Source organism: Salinicoccus jeotgali, assembly GCF_055379195.1.
The window spans coordinates 2,064,954-2,084,910 of record NZ_AP043830.1 but is presented as its reverse complement, the minus strand read 5'-3'; the positions used below and the strand labels follow the sequence as shown (position 1 = coordinate 2,084,910).

The following is a 19,957-nucleotide window of genomic DNA, read 5'->3' as shown; positions in this document are numbered from 1 at the left end:
AGCCGACGGCTTTCTCCTTTTTGTGTTTAATCGTCTTCATTGATCTTGCTGATGCTGCTTTTGGCCAGGCCGATCATCACCATGTCGTCCATTGGTGGATTATGGATGCCGGCGCGCACGTTGCGGTAATGCAGCTGTAGGTCGCTGTCCTCTGACAGGCTCTTTGCTCCGACGACACGCATCGCAAGGTCGACTGCATCGACCGCTTTGTTCACAACCGATGTCTTGACCGCACCGAGCGTACCACCCATCTCAGCACGCATCTCCTCATCACTTTCGTCCCACTGTCTGGCGACGGAGTAGAGGAAATGCTCTGCTTCCATCAACATCAATTCAATTCGGCCAAGTTTTTCCTGGACGTTCGGCAGTTCTGAAATAGTGCCTTCAATGCTGTTTGGCGAATAGGATTTGGCGAACTGTACAGCAGAACGCTGTGCCGCACGTGCGATGCCCAAGTAGCAAGCGGGTATATGGAGCAGCCATCCAGCTGGCTGCTTCCTACCCGGTGTTCGGTAGGATACGAGGTCATCTTCCTCGACTGTCACATTCTCCAGCAGGAGGTCGTGGCTGCCGGTCGCACGCATGGCGATCGAATTCCATGTTTCATCTACTGTAATGCCTTCGAGGGCAGTGTCGACGGTGAAGTTGCCGACCTCATCACTACCTTCGATTGTTGCACTGACTATGGCATATTTAAGTGCCGGGGACAGCGTGGCGAATGTTTTGCGTCCGTTCAGGATCCATTTGCCATTCTTTTTCCGTGCTGTGGTTTCGGGCCTGCCTCCGCGCGTCGGGCTGCCGGTCGCCGGTTCTGTGGCAATATTGTTGACGAGGGCCCCGTCATTTAAAACATCGTGGACGACGCGTCTGTATTTTTCCGTATCCCACGCACGCTTCTCACCGATGTCCATGATGATGCCCATATGCCAGCCGATGGCCAGTGCAGTGGCACCGTCATAACGGGCGATGATCTCCTGGTGCTGCATCAGTTCCTCGACCGAAATGCCTCCGCCACCATATTCTTTCGGGATGGATAATTTGTGATACCCGATTTCTTTCAACGCTTCAAAATTCTCGAAAGGAAAGCTGATGTTTTCATCATGCATCCGCGATGTCTCCCTGAATCGCTTGGCGGTCTCACGAGTCAGAGCCAGGCGGCTACTTTGATCTAATGCTTGCAATGTATCCATATAATGCGCCTCCTATAAAGCATACCTTGCTAGTAAGATTTAATTCATCATACTACCATTGTACTTCTCAATTGAATAAAATAAAGCGCTTTGCTTATTCTTCCATTTTTCTTATCTTGGTGCATACAAATATTTCAAAGGTGTCTTGTCACGAAGATGGAATGTTTGCGAATAGATCAAAATATGATATTATTATCAAATAATACAGACTTTTCAGTAAAGTGGGGATGTCAATGACAATCGATCCAGAAATCATAGAAGAGGTAGTAGCGTTCAGGCGTGAACTGCATCGCAATCCAGAGCTGAGCAGCGAGGAGCATGAAACATCGAGGCGGATCCGGTAAAGACTCGATGACATTGGCCTGCCGTATACATGGGGCTATGCCGGCACCGGTGTGCTTGGGGTTATTGAAGGGGGGAAGCCTGGACCGGTCATTGGACTCAGGGCAGATATTGATGCATTGCCTATAACGGAAATGTCAGGGGAACCATTCTCTTCCGAAAAAGAAGGTGTAATGCATGCATGTGGCCATGATGCCCACACGGCGATGCTTTATGGCACCGCCAAAAATCTGCTTAATCGAAGAGAAGAAATCGAAGGTACCATCCTGCTGATCTTTCAGCCTGCTGAAGAGCAGTCCCCGACTGGTGGGTCGCAGCGCATGATAGATGACGGGGTGTTTGACGAGTACAAACCGGAAGTGCTGATCGCCCAGCACGTCTGGCCACAGTTGCCCCCAGGTGAATTTGGTGTCATGGCCGCCTGATCCCGTCACTCTGATCGTTTTAAGATAAGAGTGACGGGATCAGGCGGCCATGCTGCGATGCCCCATGACACCACAGATGCCATAGCGGCGGCCAACCAGATTGTCACAGCGATCCAGACGATAGTCAGCAGGAATGCGGATCCTTTCGATCCGGCGGTCGTGACAATCGGCAAATTCAATGCTGGATCACAATATAATGTCATTGCTGAAACCGCTTTATTGGAAGGCACAATCCGTACTCAAAGCGCGACTATGAAGCATAAAGTCAAGAAGCGATTCTTTGAAGTTGTGGAGAATGTCTCGGCTGCTATGGGGGCAGAGGTTGAAATCGAATATTTTGACGGATACCCGGCGACTGTGAATGACCGTAAATGGGCGGGTCAAGTCCATACAACGCTTTCTGGTCTATACGGTGAAAAAGCGTTGCCTGATCTCAAGCCGAGCCTTGGGGGAGAAGATTTCAGCAGATTTCTGCAGAACTATCCAGGTGTATACTACTGGCTTGGGAGTTCAACAGGGGATACCCAGAAACCACTTCATAATCCTTCATTCAGGTTTAATGAAGATGCGATTCCCTACGGAATCGAAGGCATGACAGAAGTCGCCCTGGATACACTCCGGACATTGAAGGAAGGTAAGTGATAAAAAAATCCCCAACCATCAGCTGGGTACATTCCGCTATGGTCAGGGAGAACATTAATTATTTTCGTCTTCATCTTCACCTTCATATTCTTCACGTTGTGCTTTTTCCTTTTCTTTTTCCTTCTCACGCTGCTTTTTGATCTTTTCATGGCGCTGGCGCTGCCGGTAGCCATATGTGCTGTCCAGAACAACTTGCTCGTCTTCGAAAGCGGAACCGAGTCCCCCGATGAGGGTCGAGATGCTGGCTGCAGTCCAGGCGATGATGAGAAAATCGAAGATGGTGATGTCGCGCGATAATTGGGTTTCGAGCCCACTTGGCGGAACCAGCATGAAGGTGGTCACTAAAAATAGGACGAAAAGCAGCGCATAATACATCAGTACAGTCAGCAGCAATGTGAAGAAAGTCGAAGCATTGTTCATTTTGCGTATGAATTTGTTGTTATTTTCATCTTTCTTCTCCCAAAGCTGGTGGGCCATGATAATCCATCCGACAAGGGCTAGAACGGCTGCGAACATTAGGAGGAGAAGGCGAACTACACTGTACTCATCGCTCAATTTCCACAAGGTTGGAAATACTAGGGCATATGACCCGGTTGTGAAGGCGATGATCAGTATCTTCAGGAATGAAGGGAACATCTTCCAAGGCTCATTAGCGAAAACCATACCAGAAATGATTCGGAGCATGCCGCTCATGCGCGATTTGACGGTATAGCGGACGGCAACCCCAGCATCTTCCTCGACAGGCCTTTCACGGATAAGGGGAGAAAAACGTTCGAACAATCGACCTCCGATAAGTTCGCGCGAACCTTTATTGCGCAGCGCATCGTATTTCTGTGGACCTTTCGAGTCGATATGTTCTTGCGCCTCTTCACGTGATGAATCGGATGTACCATAATAGATCTCATTCACCAGCTGCAATATAGCTTCCCGTACCCGTTTCTCCATTTTGGTGAATCCGAATCCCGGTAGGCTGATGAAGCCAACATTTTTATCTCTCAATGCTTCGGCGACCACCGGTTTCTCGTCTTCAAAAACTGGCAGATCAGTCAAGGCGATGGCGTAATCCCAATCCCCCTGGTCTTTCTTATCCGACACAGCTTCTATTACCTTGTATGAATCGTTCGTTCCTCCGGTCAGGATATCCTCCTGATAATCGATATACCACTCATATTCATCTGTAATGTAATATTCGAGCATATCGGGCAGATTATCTATAAGATTTGCACTAACTCGGCCGGCGATGCCAGGTGCTGTGAATAATGCGATACTGATTCTCTCCATATGTCCGGCTCCTATCGTTTAAACATTCTTTTTATGTATATAACCATAATGACAAAAGATATGCTTTATGTATATGATTTATTAGCATTTTTGAAGACTGGCCGCTATGGTCGGCTAAGGAACTGAACAATGAAAAAACCCACCCCGGATAAACTCTAGGGTGGGTGTCTGTGGACAATCATCATTTTAGGTTTTTTCTGATATATTGGATGATTTTACGCAGTTCTTTTGGATGCGGCCGGCCGAATGGGCTCGTCTGTTTCTGCTGGTACATCAGTCTGCCGCTTTCGTCCGTCAGGAAGTAGGCTGGCTCTGGGTGTTCACCATGGTCCTCATATGGCGTATCTTTCCCATGATAGTGCACACCATATTTATCTAGGAATTCATAGTCGTCATCGACGAGCACCGGGAAAGTGAACCCATGATCGTCAACCATTCTTTCGAGATCTTCTTTGTCGTCGTGCGTGATGGTGATCAAGTTGATGTTCTGCTTGTCGAAGTAGCTTTTGCTTGCTTCGAATTCATCCAATTCTTCCATGCAAGCCGGGCACCATGAGCCGCGGAAATACACGATAAGATGCCAATGGTTGCCTTTTTCCGCTAAAACATCAGAAAAGGTCACTGTTTTTCCTTCAAGGGATTCGAGTGAGAAGTCCGGTAATTGTTCATTCAGTTTAAACTGTGGCATTGTTGCTCCGCCCCTTTCTATCAATTCATATTACATGGCTAAGAATTCTATTGTCCAACACTCTGCCTGTTGGTTTTCTGGCAGAAGAATAGGGTAGAAGTGCATCATAAGATACTCGAGGAGGCAATTATGATGATAAAGGCATTGGTGTTCGATGCGTACGGAACGCTTTATGACGTATATTCCGTAAAGACTGCCTGCGAAAAGCTATTTCCAAAAAAAGGGGAATCAATCAGTATATTATGGCGAAAAAAACAGCTGGAATACTTTTTCCAGCGTCAGCTGATGGGACGTTACCGGCCTTTCGATGAACTTACAGAAGATGCCCTAGTGTTTGCCTGTAAAGCAGAAGGCGTAAAGCCATCACAGAAGGAAATCAAGGGATTGATGGATGCCTATCTGGACCTCGAGCTGTTTGAAGAAGTCGAGGCAGTGCTTGCTGAATGCAAGGGGGTACAGCGAGTCATCTTTTCGAACGGGTCTCCAAATATGATCCATCCACTAGTTTCGGGCTCACGGATCGAACCTCATATCGACAAGGTCATCAGTGCAGATGGCATAAAACAATATAAGCCGGCTGCCCCTGCCTATGCCTACGCCCTTGATCAGCTTGGCGTCACCCGAGATGAGGTATTGTTCATGTCTTCCAACAGTTGGGATATTATGGGCGCAGCAAGCTTTGGTTTCCATACAGCATGGATCAATCGTGCACGCAGTCAACCTGACAACCTGGATATACAGCCGGAGAAGGCCTATACGGATCTGAAAGGAATACTTGAGTGGCTTTAGATGTAGAAGAACCAATAGACACCCCCCATCCAACCGGATGGGGGGTGTCTATTGGTTCTGATATATAGCTAGGGCAACTCAAATTAGTATAGTTTAGTGGAACCACCATCGACCATAATCGTCTGCCCAGTGATGTAGTCGGAGTCTTCACTCGCCAGGAAGACAGCTGTTTTGCCGATGTCATTTTGAGGATCACCAAGGCGGCGCAATGGAATGGCATTGACCATTTCTTCATATTGCTCAGGGTCGCTCTTACTCCATGCTTCAACACCTTCAGTTTTGGCGATCGGCGAAATGATGTTGATGTTGATGTTGTCAGGGCCCCATTCGTTGGCTGCAACGCGGGTCATGCCACGGATGGCTTCTTTGGCTGCCGCATATGCGGTCTGGGTCGGCTGACCATTGATGCCAGCACCGGAAGCGAAGTTGATGACTTTGCCTTCACTTTTCTTCAAGTGCGGGTGACATGCTTTCATGAAGTGGAAAGTCGGGTAGAATCCCGTATTGAATGACAGGTCGAACATATCGAGTGTTGTGTCCATCAGCATGGCTTGCTTGGAGGCATGGGCATTATTGACAAGGATGTCGATGCCGCCAAATTTATCTACAACACTGTCGACGACAGATTTGACATTTTCTTCTTTTGAAATATCTTTGATGATCAACATACCTTCAGTGTATTGATTGATCTCCTCGAGTGTCTGCTGACCTTTTTCTTCGTTGATATCCACGATGGTGATATGGGCGCCTTCTTTTGCCATAGCAAGTGCGATTCCGCGTCCGATGCCGGATGCACTTCCGGTAATGATGCCTACTTTACCTTTCAGTCTCATAATCAAGCTCCTTTTAAATGATAGTTTCAACAGTCGTCGTCCATCAGATGATGAAGCAGTTTCTTCTGTATGCTGAGATACTGGTTGAGTTCGTCATCAGTGAGTACAGAGTAGAGAGTCTCCCGCATCTTCAGCCCATGCGTATGTGCCTCTTCCAACAAGATTCTGCCGGCGTCTGTTATAACGAGTTTGCTGACACGCCTGTCGCCTTCCTGGGTACAGCGTCTCACATATCCTGACTGTACCAGCTTGTTGGCGATGCCTGTCATGGCACCTGTAGTATAACCGAGCACGCGGGCGAGTTGAGAGGGCATCTGGGCGCCTTCTTCACCTAGACGGTTGAGTACGATGATCTGCGACACGCTGATGTTACGGTTGAACGTCTTCAAATAATGGACAACGGCCTTATCGCTCAGCATTTCCGAAATGTGGATAAGTTCGATAAATGTAGAATGCTTCATGATAAACGATCCTCCTTTAAATGAAAATTCTTCCTTGATTCCATTATAGCATGAATCATCTTATCAGTAAGATATTTAGCACTAAGATATATATATGCAAGTAAAAACCGCCTGTTTATAGGCGGTTTCCACTTTTTTAGTAATGCTTCAGATACTCATTGAGTTCCCAGTCGGTGACTTGTGCGCTGTATATTTTCCATTCGAGTGATTTGTTGTCATGGAACTGCTTATATATGTGATTACCGAGTGCTTCTTGGATGACGGTATCCTCTTTAAGCGCTTTAAGTGCGGTGTAGAGTGTCGTCGGCAAGTCTTCTACATTTTCGACTTCCCGCTGTTGCTTCGTCATTTCATAGATATTTGCATCTACGGGCGTGTCGAGTTCGGTTTCGTTTTTGATGCCGTCAAGCCCGGCATTCAAGACGACGGCTGTCGCGAGATACGGGTTGGCGGAAGGATCCAGGGAACGTACTTCCGCCCGTGTCGCAGCCCCGCGGGTGGAAGGTATGCGGAGGAGTGGTGAACGGTTGCGTCCGCTCCATGCGATATAACGCGGTGCTTCAAAGCCTGATTGGATGCGCTTATAGGAATTTACAAGCGGGTTGCACACGGCAGTATAGCCTCTAGCATGATTGAGCAAGCCCGCCATGAAGTGGCGCATCTCTTTACTGAGACCGAATTCGTCATTCTCATCATAGAAGGCATTTTTGCCATCCTTGAACAATGAAACATTGTAGTGCATACCACTGCCTGACTGGTTATCGATTGGTTTCGGCATGAATGTGGCATGCAGATTGTAACGTCTGGCAACAGTTTTAGCGACAAGCTTGAATGTCTGTATATTATCGGATGTAGTGACTGCATCTGAGTATTCGAAACTGATCTCCTGCTGGCCTGGGGCATTCTCATGGTGGAACATTTCGATATCAAAGCCCATCTCTTCAAGTGTACGTGATATTTCCCGACGGCATTCCTCACCGTCATCCATCGCGGCCAAGTCAAAATAGCCACCTTCGTCGCTTGGCTCGGTTGTAGGTTGGCCGCCTTTATCCAACTTGAACAGGAAGAATTCCGGTTCTGCACCAAGATTGAACCTGTCATAGCCCATCTCTTGCATTTCATTGACTACACGCTTCAAATTCGAACGGGGATCTCCTTCGAACGGCTGTCCATCAATGCAGTAGACATCGCAGATCAGTCTGCCGATCTTAGTATCATCTTGTGACCAGGGGAAGATGACCCAAGTATTCAGGTCGGGCTTAAGATACATGTCGGACTCCTCCAGGCGCACAAAACCTTCAATGGAAGAACCGTCAAACATCATTTCTCCGTCCAATGCCTTATCCAGTTGGCGGGAAGGGATCTCCACGTTTTTGATGTGACCCAAAATATCTGTGAATTGAAGCCTGATGTACCTCACATTTTGTTCCTCAGCCATCTTTAGAATATCTTCCCTCGAGTACTCGGTCATAAAATTAACACACTCCTATGTTATTTGGTGCCGACCTTACAATCGACACGTTTCTATACATGTTTACCTCAACAATGGGGTGTCCAAACATTGAGACTGAATTTTTATCGAATAATTCTGATGGTTACCAAAGGGCTTCGAATATTCGAGGTGTTATCTTCTCAACCATCTATTTTTAGAATATTAAAATAACCGTTGTGATTTCCTTTGATATTTGGAATAATGAAACTATTGTCAAAAATTCTAACTGAAGGGGCGGTGTTTTATGGAAGATAATCAGAAGAAAGGCCTGTTCAGCCGCTTTCTCGATATCGTCGAGCGGGTCGGAAACAGGTTGCCCGACCCGATTGTGCTCTTTATCATACTCATGTTCATCATCCTCGGTGCATCATTCGTTGGGGGCATGATGAATTGGGAAGCTGAAAACCCAGCGGATGGTGAAACGATCCAAGCGGTGAACCTGCTGAATGGAGAGGGGATCGTCCGCATATTCACTGGAGCAATCACGAACTTCAGTGAATTTCCCCCACTTGGCATGGTGCTGGTCGTCATGATCGGTATCGGCATCGCCGATAAATCAGGCTACTTTGAGACTGCAATGAAACGTGCGATCGAAGTGTCGCCGAAGGCGCTTATACTCCCGGCCATTATCCTCGTCGGCATACTCGGCAATGTCGCCGGTGATGCAGCGCCGATCATCCTACCACCCATCGCGGCGATGGTGGTCATGAAGCTTGGCTATCACCCCTTTGTCGGGCTGGTCATGGCTTATGCCGCCTCTCTAGGGGCATTTGCCGCCAACCTCATCCCAGGCATGACGGAGGCGCTGGCGATTGCGTTCACAGAACCTGCGGCCCAGCTGATTGCGCCGGATTACACAGGCAATATATTGATGAACTACTATTTTACAGCAGTTGCGACTTTCTTCCTGCTGTTCATCGTCTATATCGTAACCAAGAAAATCACGGTGCCTCGCCTCGGTACATATGAAGGGATGGAGACGGCTGATCATCAACCCCTTGAAAAGAAAGAAATTACAGCGTTGCGGTGGGCCAATATTTCTGCGTTGCTGACTTTCGTTGTATTCATGATTTTTCTGTTGCCGGAAAATGGGATTTTCCGTAATGCTGAGACAGGCTCAATCATCCAGGAATCTCCTTTTATGGATTCGATCATTTTCATACTGACCATCTTCTTCTTTGTGCCTGGCTTGGTCTATGGAATGAAGGCGGGCACCATCCGGTCGACCAGGGATTTCGGCGGCATGCTCGGCTCGGCGATGGGGACGATGGGAAGCTACATCGTGCTAGTCTTCTTCGCCGCCCAGATGCTCGCTTATTTCAGCTGGAGTAATCTGGGGCCGATCATTGCGATAAAGGGTGCGAATTTACTGGAAGCGGCGAACGCCTCCGGCATCCCGCTCATCATCGGTTTTATCCTATTGGCTGGTCTCATCAACCTGCTCATCGGCAGTGCTTCTGCAAAGTGGGCAATTCTGGCTCCGGTCTTCGTCCCGATGTTCATGCTGCTTGGTTTCGATCCGGCCTTCACCCAGATGCTCTACCGGATCGGAGATTCATTTACGAACCCGATCACTCCAATGCTGCCGTACCTGCCATTGCTGCTGGCTTTTGCGCAAAAGTACGATAAGGATGCAGGACTTGGTACTTTGCTGTCAGCATTGCTGCCATATTCGATTGTATTATTCTTCGCTTGGACGATCTTGCTGATCGTATGGTATTTGATCGGCATCCCTCTAGGCATTGATGGGCCGATCTACTTGCCTGAAAAATAATTATCAAGGAGGAAATGAAATGAATGTCAATCAAGAGATAGAAGCAGTCATGGGAGCAGTCAAAGAATGGAGAAGGGAGATGCATCGCCACCCGGAAGTATCGTTTCAGGAAGTCTGGACGAGCGGATATATTGAAGAAGCCCTTTCTGGAATGGCGGGGATTGAAGTATCACGGCCGACTGAAACAAGTGTCCTCGGCGTGATAAAGGGCGTTCATCCCGGAAAAAAGATTGGATTGCGGGCGGATATCGATGCACTTGAAATTCAGGAAGAGCGTGAAGACATCGATTTTGTGTCTGAAAATGAAGGGGCAATGCATGCGTGCGGCCATGATGGCCACGCCGCCATATTGCTCGGGGCAGCAAAGGTGCTGAGCAAAAATGTTGATCAGCTGCATGGCACCATCTATCTGATTTTCCAACATGCTGAGGAAGTGCCGCCGGGAGGGGCACGGGAAATGATGGCGACTGGGCTTTTCGACGAACTCGATTTCATTTATGGCCAGCATCTGTTCACACCGATTCCAACCGGCAAAATTGGCGTCACCAATGGTGCAGTCACGTCCAATTCAGATACGTTCGAGCTTAAGATTCAGGGGAGCGGCGGGCATGCCTCCCAACCTGAAAACGCAATAGATCCTGTGGTGATAGGCAGTCAGATTGTCGCCCAGTTCCAGAGCATCGTTTCGCGGATTACCTCACCGCTGGATTCCGTGGTCATCTCTACGACGAAATTCAATGCAGGTACCGCAAAAAATATAATCCCTGATAGCGCGATGCTTGAGGGCAGTGTCCGTACTATAGACGGAAATACACGGGAGCTGGTTAAAGAGCGGATGGAAAAAGCCATCGAAGGAGTTTGCAGCATGTACAATGCGACTTTTAATTTTGCCTTCAACTATGGGTATTCTGCTGTCATCAATAACCATGATATGACAGACCGGGTCAGGGAGATTGCAGTGGCGGAATTCGGTGATGCCATCTTTGAATACCCGATGGCCATGGGCGGAGAAGATTTCTCGGCCTTCTCACAGAAGATTCCAGGGACATATGCCTTCATTGGAGCGGGCAACCGCGAGAAGGATATGGAATACCCCCACCACCACCCCAAGTTCGGCATCGATGAAGACAGTTTCAGCGATGGGGTCAAAATGATGGTCCTTGTCGCCTTGAACATGGGCAAACACTAAAATAAAGCACCCCCTCCATGCGCTGATGACGCATGGAGGGGGTGCTTCAGTTACTTCAGGCATTCAATTTCTTCGGAAAGCCGATGGCGATGGCTATAATGCCTGAAATGAGCAGCATCGCTGGATAGATGGCGAACGGTATAAGGGCGATTGGGGAAATGCTGGCCAGTCCGGCCGCCGCAAGCATCTGGGCACCATAGGGGATGACGCCCTGAAATGCTGAGGCGAAGATGTCCAGGATGCTGGCGGATTTCCTGCGGTCGACACCATACTCATCAGCAATGTCGCGGGCGAGGGGCCCTGTGATGATGATTGAGATCGTATTATTGGCCGTACTCAGGTCGGTGACGCTGACCAGGGTGGCAATACCGAACTCAGCTCCGCGCCTGGTATGGATCCTTTTTGTAATGAAGTGGAGCAGATAGTCGATTCCACCGTAGTGCTGGATAAGTGCGATAAGGCCACCGATCAATATCGTGATGACGGCAATCTCCTGCATGTTGCCGATACCCTCGCCGGCGGCAGCTATCAGGGAAGTCACTGTATAGGCTCCGTCGGCAAGGCCGACTATTCCGGCAAACACTATACCGCTCAAAAGGACAAGCAGTACATTGACGCCTATCAGCGCGATGATAAGGACGAGAAGATACGGCAACACCTTCAGTAGACTGTAGTCTCCATCACTTCCAGCGGCTGCAGATTGGCCGGATGAAATGAACCATAGTATGATCATCGTAATTATGGCCCCGGGCAGGACGATCAGGAAGTTCGTTTTGAATTTGTCGACCATCTTCACTTCCTGGGATTGGGTCGAGACGATGGTCGTGTCGGAGATGATGGACAGATTATCCCCAAACATCGCCCCGCCTATAACCGTCGCTACAGTCAATGCCAAGGCGAGATCGGTCTGTCCCGCAATGCCAACGGCGATCGGGACCAGAGCGGCAACCGTACCGGTTGACGTACCCATTGAGATGGAGATGAAGCAGGAGATCACGAACAGGCCGACGAGCAGAAGGCTACTTGGCAGGAAGGCCAGCCCGAGGTTGACAGTCGAGTCGACGGCCCCCATATTCTCTGCAACTTGTGAAAAAGCGCCGGCAAGCAGGAAGATGATGACCATCAGCATGATGTTCTCCTGACCGGCACCTCGGGTGAGCACGGCAATCTTATCATTCAGGCGTTCTTTTGGTTTGAGCAGCATGGCCGCTATGATGGCGATGATCACCGCGACGGTGATCGGCATGGCGTAGAAGTCTTGCGCCACGATGCCGGTTCCAAGGAAAAGCAGTACGAAAATGAGCAGCGGCAATAGTGCGAGGGGATTGCCCCGGGTATTTTTCATCATGATTTATCACTCCATATGGTTGATGGTTTGAGAAAATAAAAAGGCCCTCTACATATAGAAGAAGAGGGCGATGATATCTCTTCTTATCTTTCAAGCATGACGCTTCTGGAATTGGCACAGACCCTTGGGTGTTGCCGAGGCTTCAAAGGGCCAGTCCCTCCACCTCTCTGGATAAGAAATTTCTCGATTTAATTTTAATCCACTCTACCTTCTTTTAGTTGGAGTGTCAATAGTGTGCGGCTGATGCCTCACGATGGGCCTGCGGCCTTTATCGTCTGTTTTTGATGAGCTGTCTGTTCTTTTCTTTGAATATATCGTTATGGGAAGAGACCATGCCTTCTGCTGGTGCGTCGGATTGAAGGAATTTCTTAGCATGATTCGCAGCTTGTGCCGCCTCTGTAAAGCATCCTGCAATGAGGTGTACTTTATCGTCGTAGGTGATCTGGTCGCCACATGCAAATAATCCCGCTACAGGTGTATCGACGATGTCATCAGTCAATATCATCTGGTGGTCGTTTAATGGAATTTCTCCACCCAGTGCATCGAGGAATGTGCAGTTCGATTCATATCCATGGCTGACCAGGACATCGTCGACATCAATCGTGAGGCCATTGGACAGGCGGACAGCGTCGATTTCCTCTGTTGTCTCATCAGGGATGAGGGCGTCGATCTGGCATTGTGGACACATATGGAGGTTTTCTTTCTTATGGAGGGAGGCGATCATCGCCTCGTGCCCCTTCATTTCCTCGCTCCGGTAGACCAGGGTGACGGATGATGCGATATTGCACAGTGCTTCTGCCCAATCTATGGCAGTGTTGCCGGCGCCAGAGATGAGGATGTCACGCCCCCTGAAGCGGTCAAGGCGTTTGACTGTATAGTGGAGGTTGCTGAATCCACCGGACTCCGTGCCTTCAACTGTAAGTTTGACGGGCGAGAAGATGCCCCGGCCAGAAGCGACGATGAGCGTACGGCTGAATAGCGGTCCTTTGTCTGTAGCCACCTCAAAATAATCCTCATGTTGGTGGATTGCTTCACATGTCGTCGACACATGGATGTCCGGATCAAAAGTCTTTGCCTGATCTATCATCTGTTGGCGGATCTGTTCGGCAGGCGCAGGCGCCACACCTCCGATATCCCACACCATCTTTTCCGGATAGATGTTGAGCTTCCCTCCGAGTTCAGGGTGATGGTCAATGAGCTGTACGCTCATACCGCGCAATCCTGCATAGAAGCTGGCATATAATCCAGCTGGCCCGCCTCCGATTATGAGTGTGTCGGAAATTTTCATAATATTTCACCCTTGATTGTTGAAATTTGCTTCTTGGTCATTTATTATAAAGTCATTGAGAATGATTATCAATCTTCAATGCTTAAAAATTTGATATGGGCAGGTATATATATGAAGAAAAGACTTGGATTACTCATGGTTTTCATAGTAATGCTGATGGCAGCATGCGGAAGCGGGGACGATGCTTCCTCAGAGTCAGCCTCTAATGGAGAAACATCTGACGCGAAAGAAGAAACTTCAGAATCCGGCGCAGAGGGTAAAGAGATGGTTTCCTATACGACCGATGCGGGAGAAGAGATTGAAATACCTGAAGATCCACAGCGCATCGTCGTTTTGGCGACAAGTTATTTCGGTAACTTGATGCAGATGGATGCAAATGTAGTGGGTGTACATTCGCGCGTTACGGAAAGTGAAGTGCTGAAACCTTATACTGAAGATATAGAACTGGTCGAGGAGGGGAACGTCGAGCAGGTCATGAGCCTCAATCCCGACCTGATCATCGCCTTCAACTCAGATCAGAACCTCGATAAACTAAAATCCGTGGCACCGACGATTCCGATCGACTATGCCAAGTGGAACTATCTGGATATCCATAAGGAGTTGGCTGACATTACAGGCAACGAGGATAAGGCCGAGCAATGGATGGAAGAATGGGATTCTAAAACGGAGGAAGCCCGACAGAAAGTTGAAGAAGCCGTGCCTGAAGGTGCCACCGCCACAGTCATGGAACAGTTTGCCAAAGATATCTATGTATATGGTACAAACTGGGGACGCGGTACAGAAATCATCTACCAGGAGCTCGGCATGGAAGTCCCTGAAGCGGTCCAGGAAGAAGTGGTGGAGACAGGCTGGAAAAAGATATCAGCTGAAGAAGTGGAGAAATATGCAGGAGATTATATATTTGTCGGAACGGGGGATTCGGGCGCAGATAATGCATACCGCGAAACAGAAGTGTGGAATAATCTCGACGCCGTTCAAAATGACCAGGTGATCGAATTCGATTCTCCGACATTCTATTACAACGATCCCTACTCACTTGAGCACGAGTTGGATATCATCGTTGAAGAATTGACGAAAAAATGATGGGCAGGTGTCGTACATGACGCATGTAGAACTGAAGGATATAACGATCGAGCTTAATAACCGGACCATCCTGAACCATATCGATATGGAACTGATGGAAGGGAAGGTTACGACCATAATAGGGCCGAACGGGTGTGGCAAATCGACCATGCTGAAGACGATTTCGAGGATCATTTCTGCAAAGGAAGGCGGTGTCTACATCAATGATATGGATATCCGTCAGATGAAATCCAAGGACATCGCCAAAAAGGTCAGCATCCTATCGCAGAAGAATAGACTGCAGTACGATGTCAAAGTGCGCGATCTTGTCAGCTTCAGCCGTTATCCACACCTCAAACGGTTCCAAAGTCTGAAGCCGGACGATTATAAGATAATCGACTGGGCATTGAAGGAAACAGGCGCCATTGAATTTGAAGGGCGCATGATGAGTGAACTTTCAGGCGGACAGTCCCAGCGCGTCTGGATAAGTCTGCTGCTTGCACAGGGGGCGGATGTACTGCTGCTTGATGAGCCGACGACATATCTCGATATCCACCACCAGCTGGAAACTTTGAACATCGTCAAGAGGCTGAACGAGGAGACGAAACAGACGGTCGTCATGGTGCTTCATGACATCAACCATGCCATCAAGTATTCCGACCATCTTGTCATAATGGATGAAGGGAAAATCATCAGAAGCGGCCATCCAAGTGATGTCCTGACCAATGATATCCTCAATGAAGTCTTCAATATAAATGGTACGATTGCCATCGATCCTGCAACTGGAAAGCCGATCATGACAGATTATGAGCTGTTCTGCGAGACGGTAAAAGGTGTCCAGGATGGATCGTAGATGGTACCCGTTGCCCATCTTTATGATGGGCATTATTTTGTCCTTCATCCTCTCGATGATGTATGGCACGAATGCATACAGTCCAGGGACCGTGGCGCAGGTCATCTTCAATCTGGACATGACCGACCAGGTCCATCAGATTCTCTATGAAATCCGTATGCCGAGGGTGTTGGCGGCACTGGTCGCCGGTTTCATGATAAGCATATCCGGTCTTATACTGCAGTCTGTGACACATAACGATCTCAGTGAGCCGAGCATACTGGGCATCAATGCAGGGGCCAACCTTGCGATCATCGTTGCGGCGCTCGCGTTGCCGACACTTCCCTTCATTGGGGTGATGGGCGCTGGATTTATCGGGGCGATGTTAGTGGGCTCGGTCATTCTCTCGGTCACCCGCTCAAAGTCTCCAATGCATCTCATTCTTGCCGGGGCCGGAATCAGTCTGTTGCTTTACGCTGTAACAGATTTCTTGGTTATCACCTTCAACCTGGGGCAGTACATCGCCTTCTTCACGGCCGGAGGGGCAGCAGGTCAATCGCTATCCAACATAATTCTCATCCTGCCGGCTGCACTGCTGTTGACGGCAGTGCTCCTATTCTTGTCAAAAGAGCTGGATGTCCTGCTATTTGGAGATGAAATGGCGACATCGCTCGGGCAGAATCAGGCGTTCTACCGGCGCGTTACACTGACGCTTGCAATCATGCTGGCAAGCATGGCCGTGGCGATGGTGGGCAACGTCGTCTTCCTTGGACTGCTGGTGCCGCATATCGTCAAGATGACATTTGGCAACCTACACCGCTTCACCATCGTCTATACAGGCATGACGGGTGCCATGGTGTTCGCGATATCGGATATGCTCGCGCGCATATTCAATGAAGCACCCGTCAATGCAATCATCGCCATGATCGGTTTGCCGTTCTTCATCTATATCATCAGGAAGCGGGGTGACCAGTATGCGTAACCGGACAAATTTCATCCTGATCATCTTGATGCTCATGGCTATTGTGGTGCTCCATCTACTGACCGGTACATACAGTCTGAGCGTGGATGACCTGCTCAAGCTTGTAGGTGGACGTGCGGAGGAAGACATCAAACTGGTGCTGTTCGATTTCCGGCTGCCGAGGATCATCATTACTCTAGTCTGCGGCGCTGCGTTGGCACTGAGCGGGCTCATACTGCAGGTCATTTCGAAAAATGGATTGGCCGACCCCGGAATCATCGGTATCAATGCAGGAAGCGGATTCGGGGTCGTACTGTACATCTTGTTCGTCAGCGGCTCGATGAGCCAATCCCTGTTCGCGCTGCCTCTGATGAGTTTTCTCGGTGGATTAGCGACCGTCCTGATCATATTTTTCCTGTCATTCATCGGTGGAACTTTCAAAAGCAATATATTCATCCTCATCGGCATCGCCACCGCAATGGGCGTGACCGGTTTCGTCTATGTCTTCACCTCCATGTTCGATGAGTCCCAGATGGAGATGCTCAACCGTTATTTTGCAGGCAATATATGGGGGGACACATGGCCATTCGTCCTTGTTTCCGTGCCGTACATCATGATTGTGGCCAGTGTCGTCTTTTTCAAGATGAGGGAGATGGAGATGTTGAATTTGGATGATGAGATGCTGATTGGGCTTGGCATGAACGTAAGCCGGGAGAAGGTGATCCTGATCATCTTGTCGGCCATGCTCTCGAGCCTTGCGGTGAGTGTCAGCGGGGCAATCAGCTTCGTCGGGCTATTGGCCCCGCACATTTCCCGGCTGGTATTCGGCCAGAATATGAAAGTGCTGTTCGCCTCCACCCTTATGATGGGTGGTGTACTGCTGACGGGTGCTGACCTGCTCGGCAAAGTACTGCTCGCGCCGGTCATCATTCCAACGGGTATCGTGGTCGCCTTGATCGGAGGCCCATACTTCCTGCGGCTGCTGCTGAAAGCCAGACAAATCTGATTGGACATGGTAATATGATGACAAACATTCAGAAAGAGTGATGGAATGAAATATTTTGCTGCTTTATCTCCAATGAAAGATGAAGAGAAAAGTAAAGCGTACCGCGAGCAACATCTGGATTTCATTAAGGAAAAGCGCGAAGAAGGCAGTGTCCTGATGTTCGGCCGCTTCACCGATGGGGCAGGGGGACTTGTCATCTATAAGGGCGAATCAAAGGAAGCGGTCGAGGCGCTCGTGTCTCAGGATCCGTACATTGTGCACGGGGCCCGATATCTCCAACTCCACGAGTGGGACATGCAGACAGATTATACAATCAACTGAATGGTGATATATGAACATCAGGTCTTGGTTTAAGCCATCAAGACCTGACTTTTTTGTGTCGGAATTTAAAACAAGCAGCAGTTATCAACCAAATTGATAATGCTAAAAGCTGTAACATAAGTGTGAAAGATGTATCATAGGGAATATAGAGCATAAGAATAGTGAAGGGAGGGGAAATCATGAAACAGAAACTACTTACAAGTGCAGTCCTCCTGATGAGTCTGATGATGATTTTCACAATTTATGCGCCCCAAAACACCTTGGCAGCCAGCCAAAGCCTCAATAATATGCTGGAGATCCGAAGCGATGATGGGGTTTATGATGCAAACGAAGCAAGTGCGATGACCAATCGCCTCAATCGTGTCGATGAACGTATTTTGTATCATACAAGTTTGGCGGGGGTAAAAATCATATTGACTGATATGCCCCTTACTGAGCTGCCGGAATTCCAATACTTATCCGGCGTCACCCCCAATGGTTGGGAAGGGACGGGATCCACATGGGATGATGTGCCCGGGGCTGGAGGATATACGACAGCTGCACGCATCGGCTACAGTAATCCAGGCAACGGCCACTCGACGATCAATCTCGAACTGCATGAGTATGGACACGCCGTGGATGACTTTGCGGCTGGAACGACGCTCAGTGAAACACAGGAATTCCTGAACATCATGAGCCAGGAAAAGAACAGCCTGTTCCATGACCATGAAGTGCCGTCTTATTTCGATGCACCGGGGGAATATTTCGCTGAAGCATTCGCCATGTATTATCTGGGGGGTAATGCGAACGCAAAACTCGCAAACCGTGCGCCCCAGACATACCAGTTCATGCATACGCTGCACAACCGTCTGATCAGCATCCAAGGAGCAACAGGCAACACCACCCAGTTTGCGTGGGATGCAAACAGCAATGCAGCCTATTATGAAGTGTACCGGAACAACCAGCTGATCGACACCACCACGAAGACTTCCTATAAAGACACAGGGCTCGAGACCTCTACCAGCTACAATTATTATATCCGCGCAATGGGAGCAAACGACAACCCGTTATATGCCTCGTACTACAGGACCGCAACGACCGGTAACCAGGCAGACGCCCCAGAGGTAGACCGGACAGGACTTGAGCAGATGGTGGCAGAAGCAAAAAAGGTGCCGCTCGAAAAACGCTCTCCAGCACTCCAGGCCGCCCTTGAAAATGCTGAAGAGCTGCTGCAGACCGAAAATGTGAAGCAGGCACAGTTGGATGAAACGGAACAATCGCTCAAATCTTCCATCTCAGACAATGAAGATGTACAAGTATCGAAAGATAGCAACCAGGAATCGTCGTCGAAGGATAAAGAGAAAAAAGACTCAAATAAAAAAGAGGATAAGACATCAGACTCCAAAGATGAATCTTCTGGAGAGAAAGAAAAATCCAATTCTGAAGAGGCAGCCGGCAATACATCCTCCGAAGAGCCAGAAGACGGATCATCGGAAGAAGCAACTGCTTCCAATAAAGACGGATCATCAGAAGAATCCTTCGAAGCTGTAGGGGAAGAAGCGGAAAATGAATCATCAGAAGAGTCAGCTTCCACCACAGAGCAGTCTTCAGAAGAGTCTTCCGGAGATGCTGAAGAGACAAGTTCTGAAGAGGCAGGTGGAGATACTTCATCTGGAGAAGCTGAAGAAGATACTGCTGAAGCAGAAGCAGCATCCGAAGAAACAGGTGAAGACTCAAAAGAAGAAACAGCTGAGGATGAAACAGAAGAAGAGAGTGCCGAATCAGTTGATACAGACAAAGAAAGTGCCCAGGCAAGCGATGGAGATTCATCGAATGTAGTATTAATATTCGGTTCAATTCTATTGTTTATACTTGGTCTTGTGGCCGCAATTGTATTATGGATGAGAAGAAATTGATATTGGAAGACGAGTGCCATAATTGTGGCATTCGTCTTTTTTGTTTGTCATATAATATGATTGGGAGGTAGTGCCAAGCATTATTTATTGACCTTTATTGACCATTATGATATATATAAAGTGTAAGGATAATATAGA

Annotated in this window: 19 protein-coding genes and 1 riboswitch; of the genes, 11 read left to right on the top strand and 8 right to left on the bottom strand. The window is 48.6% G+C overall.

Annotated elements, in window-relative coordinates; genetic code table 11:
- Nucleotides 1–26 precede the first annotated feature (26 nt).
- Entirely contained in the window at nt 27–1,190 is a 1,164-nt protein-coding gene (locus tag ACZ43I_RS10750) for an acyl-CoA dehydrogenase family protein (RefSeq protein ID WP_344704342.1), read from the bottom strand.
- A 395-nt stretch (nt 1,191–1,585) separates the two neighbouring features.
- Here ACZ43I_RS10750 and ACZ43I_RS10745 point away from each other — a divergent pair, with 395 nt between their 5' ends.
- Nucleotides 1,586–1,957 (top strand): M20 metallopeptidase family protein, encoded by a 372-nt coding sequence (locus ACZ43I_RS10745; protein WP_344704344.1) that lies wholly within the window; start codon nt 1,586–1,588, stop codon nt 1,955–1,957.
- Between the two features lie 30 nt (nt 1,958–1,987).
- Nucleotides 1,988–2,599 (top strand): M20 metallopeptidase family protein, encoded by a 612-nt coding sequence (locus ACZ43I_RS10740; RefSeq protein WP_464761568.1) that lies wholly within the window; start codon nt 1,988–1,990, stop codon nt 2,597–2,599.
- Nucleotides 2,600–2,653: 54 nt separating this feature from the next.
- Here the strand turns inward: ACZ43I_RS10740 and ACZ43I_RS10735 are convergent, their stop codons facing one another.
- The gene (locus ACZ43I_RS10735; protein ID WP_344704346.1) at nt 2,654–3,880 is read right to left on the bottom strand and encodes a hypothetical protein; all 1,227 of its coding nucleotides are present in this window, start codon (nt 3,878–3,880) and stop codon (nt 2,654–2,656) included.
- A 181-nt stretch (nt 3,881–4,061) separates the two neighbouring features.
- Entirely contained in the window at nt 4,062–4,568 is a 507-nt protein-coding gene (locus ACZ43I_RS10730) for a peroxiredoxin family protein (RefSeq protein WP_344704348.1), read from the bottom strand.
- Between the two features lie 129 nt (nt 4,569–4,697).
- Between ACZ43I_RS10730 and ACZ43I_RS10725 the strand changes: the two genes are divergently transcribed.
- On the top strand, nt 4,698–5,357 hold the full coding sequence (locus ACZ43I_RS10725) for a haloacid dehalogenase type II (protein ID WP_344704350.1): 660 nt from the start codon (nt 4,698–4,700) through the stop codon (nt 5,355–5,357).
- An 83-nt stretch (nt 5,358–5,440) separates the two neighbouring features.
- Here ACZ43I_RS10725 and ACZ43I_RS10720 read toward each other — a convergent pair whose 3' ends face one another.
- The 3 genes from ACZ43I_RS10720 to glnA all read right to left on the bottom strand — a co-directional run bounded on the left by ACZ43I_RS10720 (nt 5,441) and on the right by glnA (nt 8,122).
- A complete protein-coding gene (locus ACZ43I_RS10720) occupies nt 5,441–6,190 on the bottom strand; it encodes an SDR family NAD(P)-dependent oxidoreductase (RefSeq protein ID WP_344704352.1) in 750 nt (249 codons plus the stop codon).
- Between the two features lie 26 nt (nt 6,191–6,216).
- Nucleotides 6,217–6,651, bottom strand: coding sequence for a MarR family winged helix-turn-helix transcriptional regulator (locus ACZ43I_RS10715; protein ID WP_344704354.1), 435 nt, complete (start codon nt 6,649–6,651; stop codon nt 6,217–6,219).
- A 136-nt stretch (nt 6,652–6,787) separates the two neighbouring features.
- Complete coding sequence (glnA, locus tag ACZ43I_RS10710; protein WP_344704356.1) at nt 6,788–8,122, bottom strand: type I glutamate--ammonia ligase; 1,335 nt, start codon at nt 8,120–8,122, stop codon at nt 6,788–6,790.
- A 265-nt stretch (nt 8,123–8,387) separates the two neighbouring features.
- Here glnA and ACZ43I_RS10705 point away from each other — a divergent pair, with 265 nt between their 5' ends.
- Entirely contained in the window at nt 8,388–9,917 is a 1,530-nt protein-coding gene (locus ACZ43I_RS10705; protein WP_344704358.1) for an AbgT family transporter, read from the top strand.
- Nucleotides 9,918–9,936: 19 nt separating this feature from the next.
- Nucleotides 9,937–11,106 carry a M20 metallopeptidase family protein gene (locus ACZ43I_RS10700; protein ID WP_344704360.1) on the top strand — a complete coding sequence of 390 codons (1,170 nt, stop codon included), beginning with the start codon at nt 9,937–9,939 and terminating at the stop codon, nt 11,104–11,106.
- A 55-nt stretch (nt 11,107–11,161) separates the two neighbouring features.
- On the opposite strand, the gene ACZ43I_RS10695 is transcribed toward ACZ43I_RS10700, so the two are convergent.
- Together ACZ43I_RS10695 and ACZ43I_RS10690 are read right to left on the bottom strand one after the other, a co-directional pair.
- A complete protein-coding gene (locus tag ACZ43I_RS10695) occupies nt 11,162–12,454 on the bottom strand; it encodes a Na+/H+ antiporter NhaC family protein (RefSeq protein WP_344704362.1) in 1,293 nt (430 codons plus the stop codon).
- 80 nt (nt 12,455–12,534) lie between these two features.
- Nucleotides 12,535–12,632, bottom strand: a riboswitch (SAM riboswitch).
- A gap of 90 nt (nt 12,633–12,722) precedes the next feature.
- On the bottom strand, nt 12,723–13,742 hold the full coding sequence (locus ACZ43I_RS10690) for an NAD(P)/FAD-dependent oxidoreductase (RefSeq protein WP_344704364.1): 1,020 nt from the start codon (nt 13,740–13,742) through the stop codon (nt 12,723–12,725).
- 111 nt (nt 13,743–13,853) lie between these two features.
- Here ACZ43I_RS10690 and ACZ43I_RS10685 point away from each other — a divergent pair, with 111 nt between their 5' ends.
- The 6 genes from ACZ43I_RS10685 to ACZ43I_RS10660 all read left to right on the top strand — a co-directional run bounded on the left by ACZ43I_RS10685 (nt 13,854) and on the right by ACZ43I_RS10660 (nt 19,819).
- Nucleotides 13,854–14,825: an ABC transporter substrate-binding protein gene (locus tag ACZ43I_RS10685; protein ID WP_344704366.1), complete on the top strand. Its 972-nt coding sequence runs from the start codon at nt 13,854–13,856 to the stop codon at nt 14,823–14,825.
- Between the two features lie 16 nt (nt 14,826–14,841).
- Nucleotides 14,842–15,657 (top strand): ABC transporter ATP-binding protein, encoded by an 816-nt coding sequence (locus tag ACZ43I_RS10680; protein ID WP_344704368.1) that lies wholly within the window; start codon nt 14,842–14,844, stop codon nt 15,655–15,657.
- Complete coding sequence (locus tag ACZ43I_RS10675; RefSeq protein WP_344704370.1) at nt 15,647–16,618, top strand: FecCD family ABC transporter permease; 972 nt, start codon at nt 15,647–15,649, stop codon at nt 16,616–16,618. Before ACZ43I_RS10680 ends, ACZ43I_RS10675 begins: the two co-directional genes overlap by 11 nt.
- Nucleotides 16,611–17,603: a FecCD family ABC transporter permease gene (locus ACZ43I_RS10670; RefSeq protein WP_344704372.1), complete on the top strand. Its 993-nt coding sequence runs from the start codon at nt 16,611–16,613 to the stop codon at nt 17,601–17,603. The genes ACZ43I_RS10675 and ACZ43I_RS10670 overlap by 8 nt, the downstream gene beginning before the upstream one ends.
- A 45-nt stretch (nt 17,604–17,648) precedes the next feature.
- Nucleotides 17,649–17,924 (top strand): YciI family protein, encoded by a 276-nt coding sequence (locus ACZ43I_RS10665; protein ID WP_344704374.1) that lies wholly within the window; start codon nt 17,649–17,651, stop codon nt 17,922–17,924.
- A gap of 179 nt (nt 17,925–18,103) precedes the next feature.
- Complete coding sequence (locus ACZ43I_RS10660) at nt 18,104–19,819, top strand: anthrax toxin lethal factor-related metalloendopeptidase (RefSeq protein ID WP_344704376.1); 1,716 nt, start codon at nt 18,104–18,106, stop codon at nt 19,817–19,819.
- Nucleotides 19,820–19,957 lie beyond the last annotated feature (138 nt).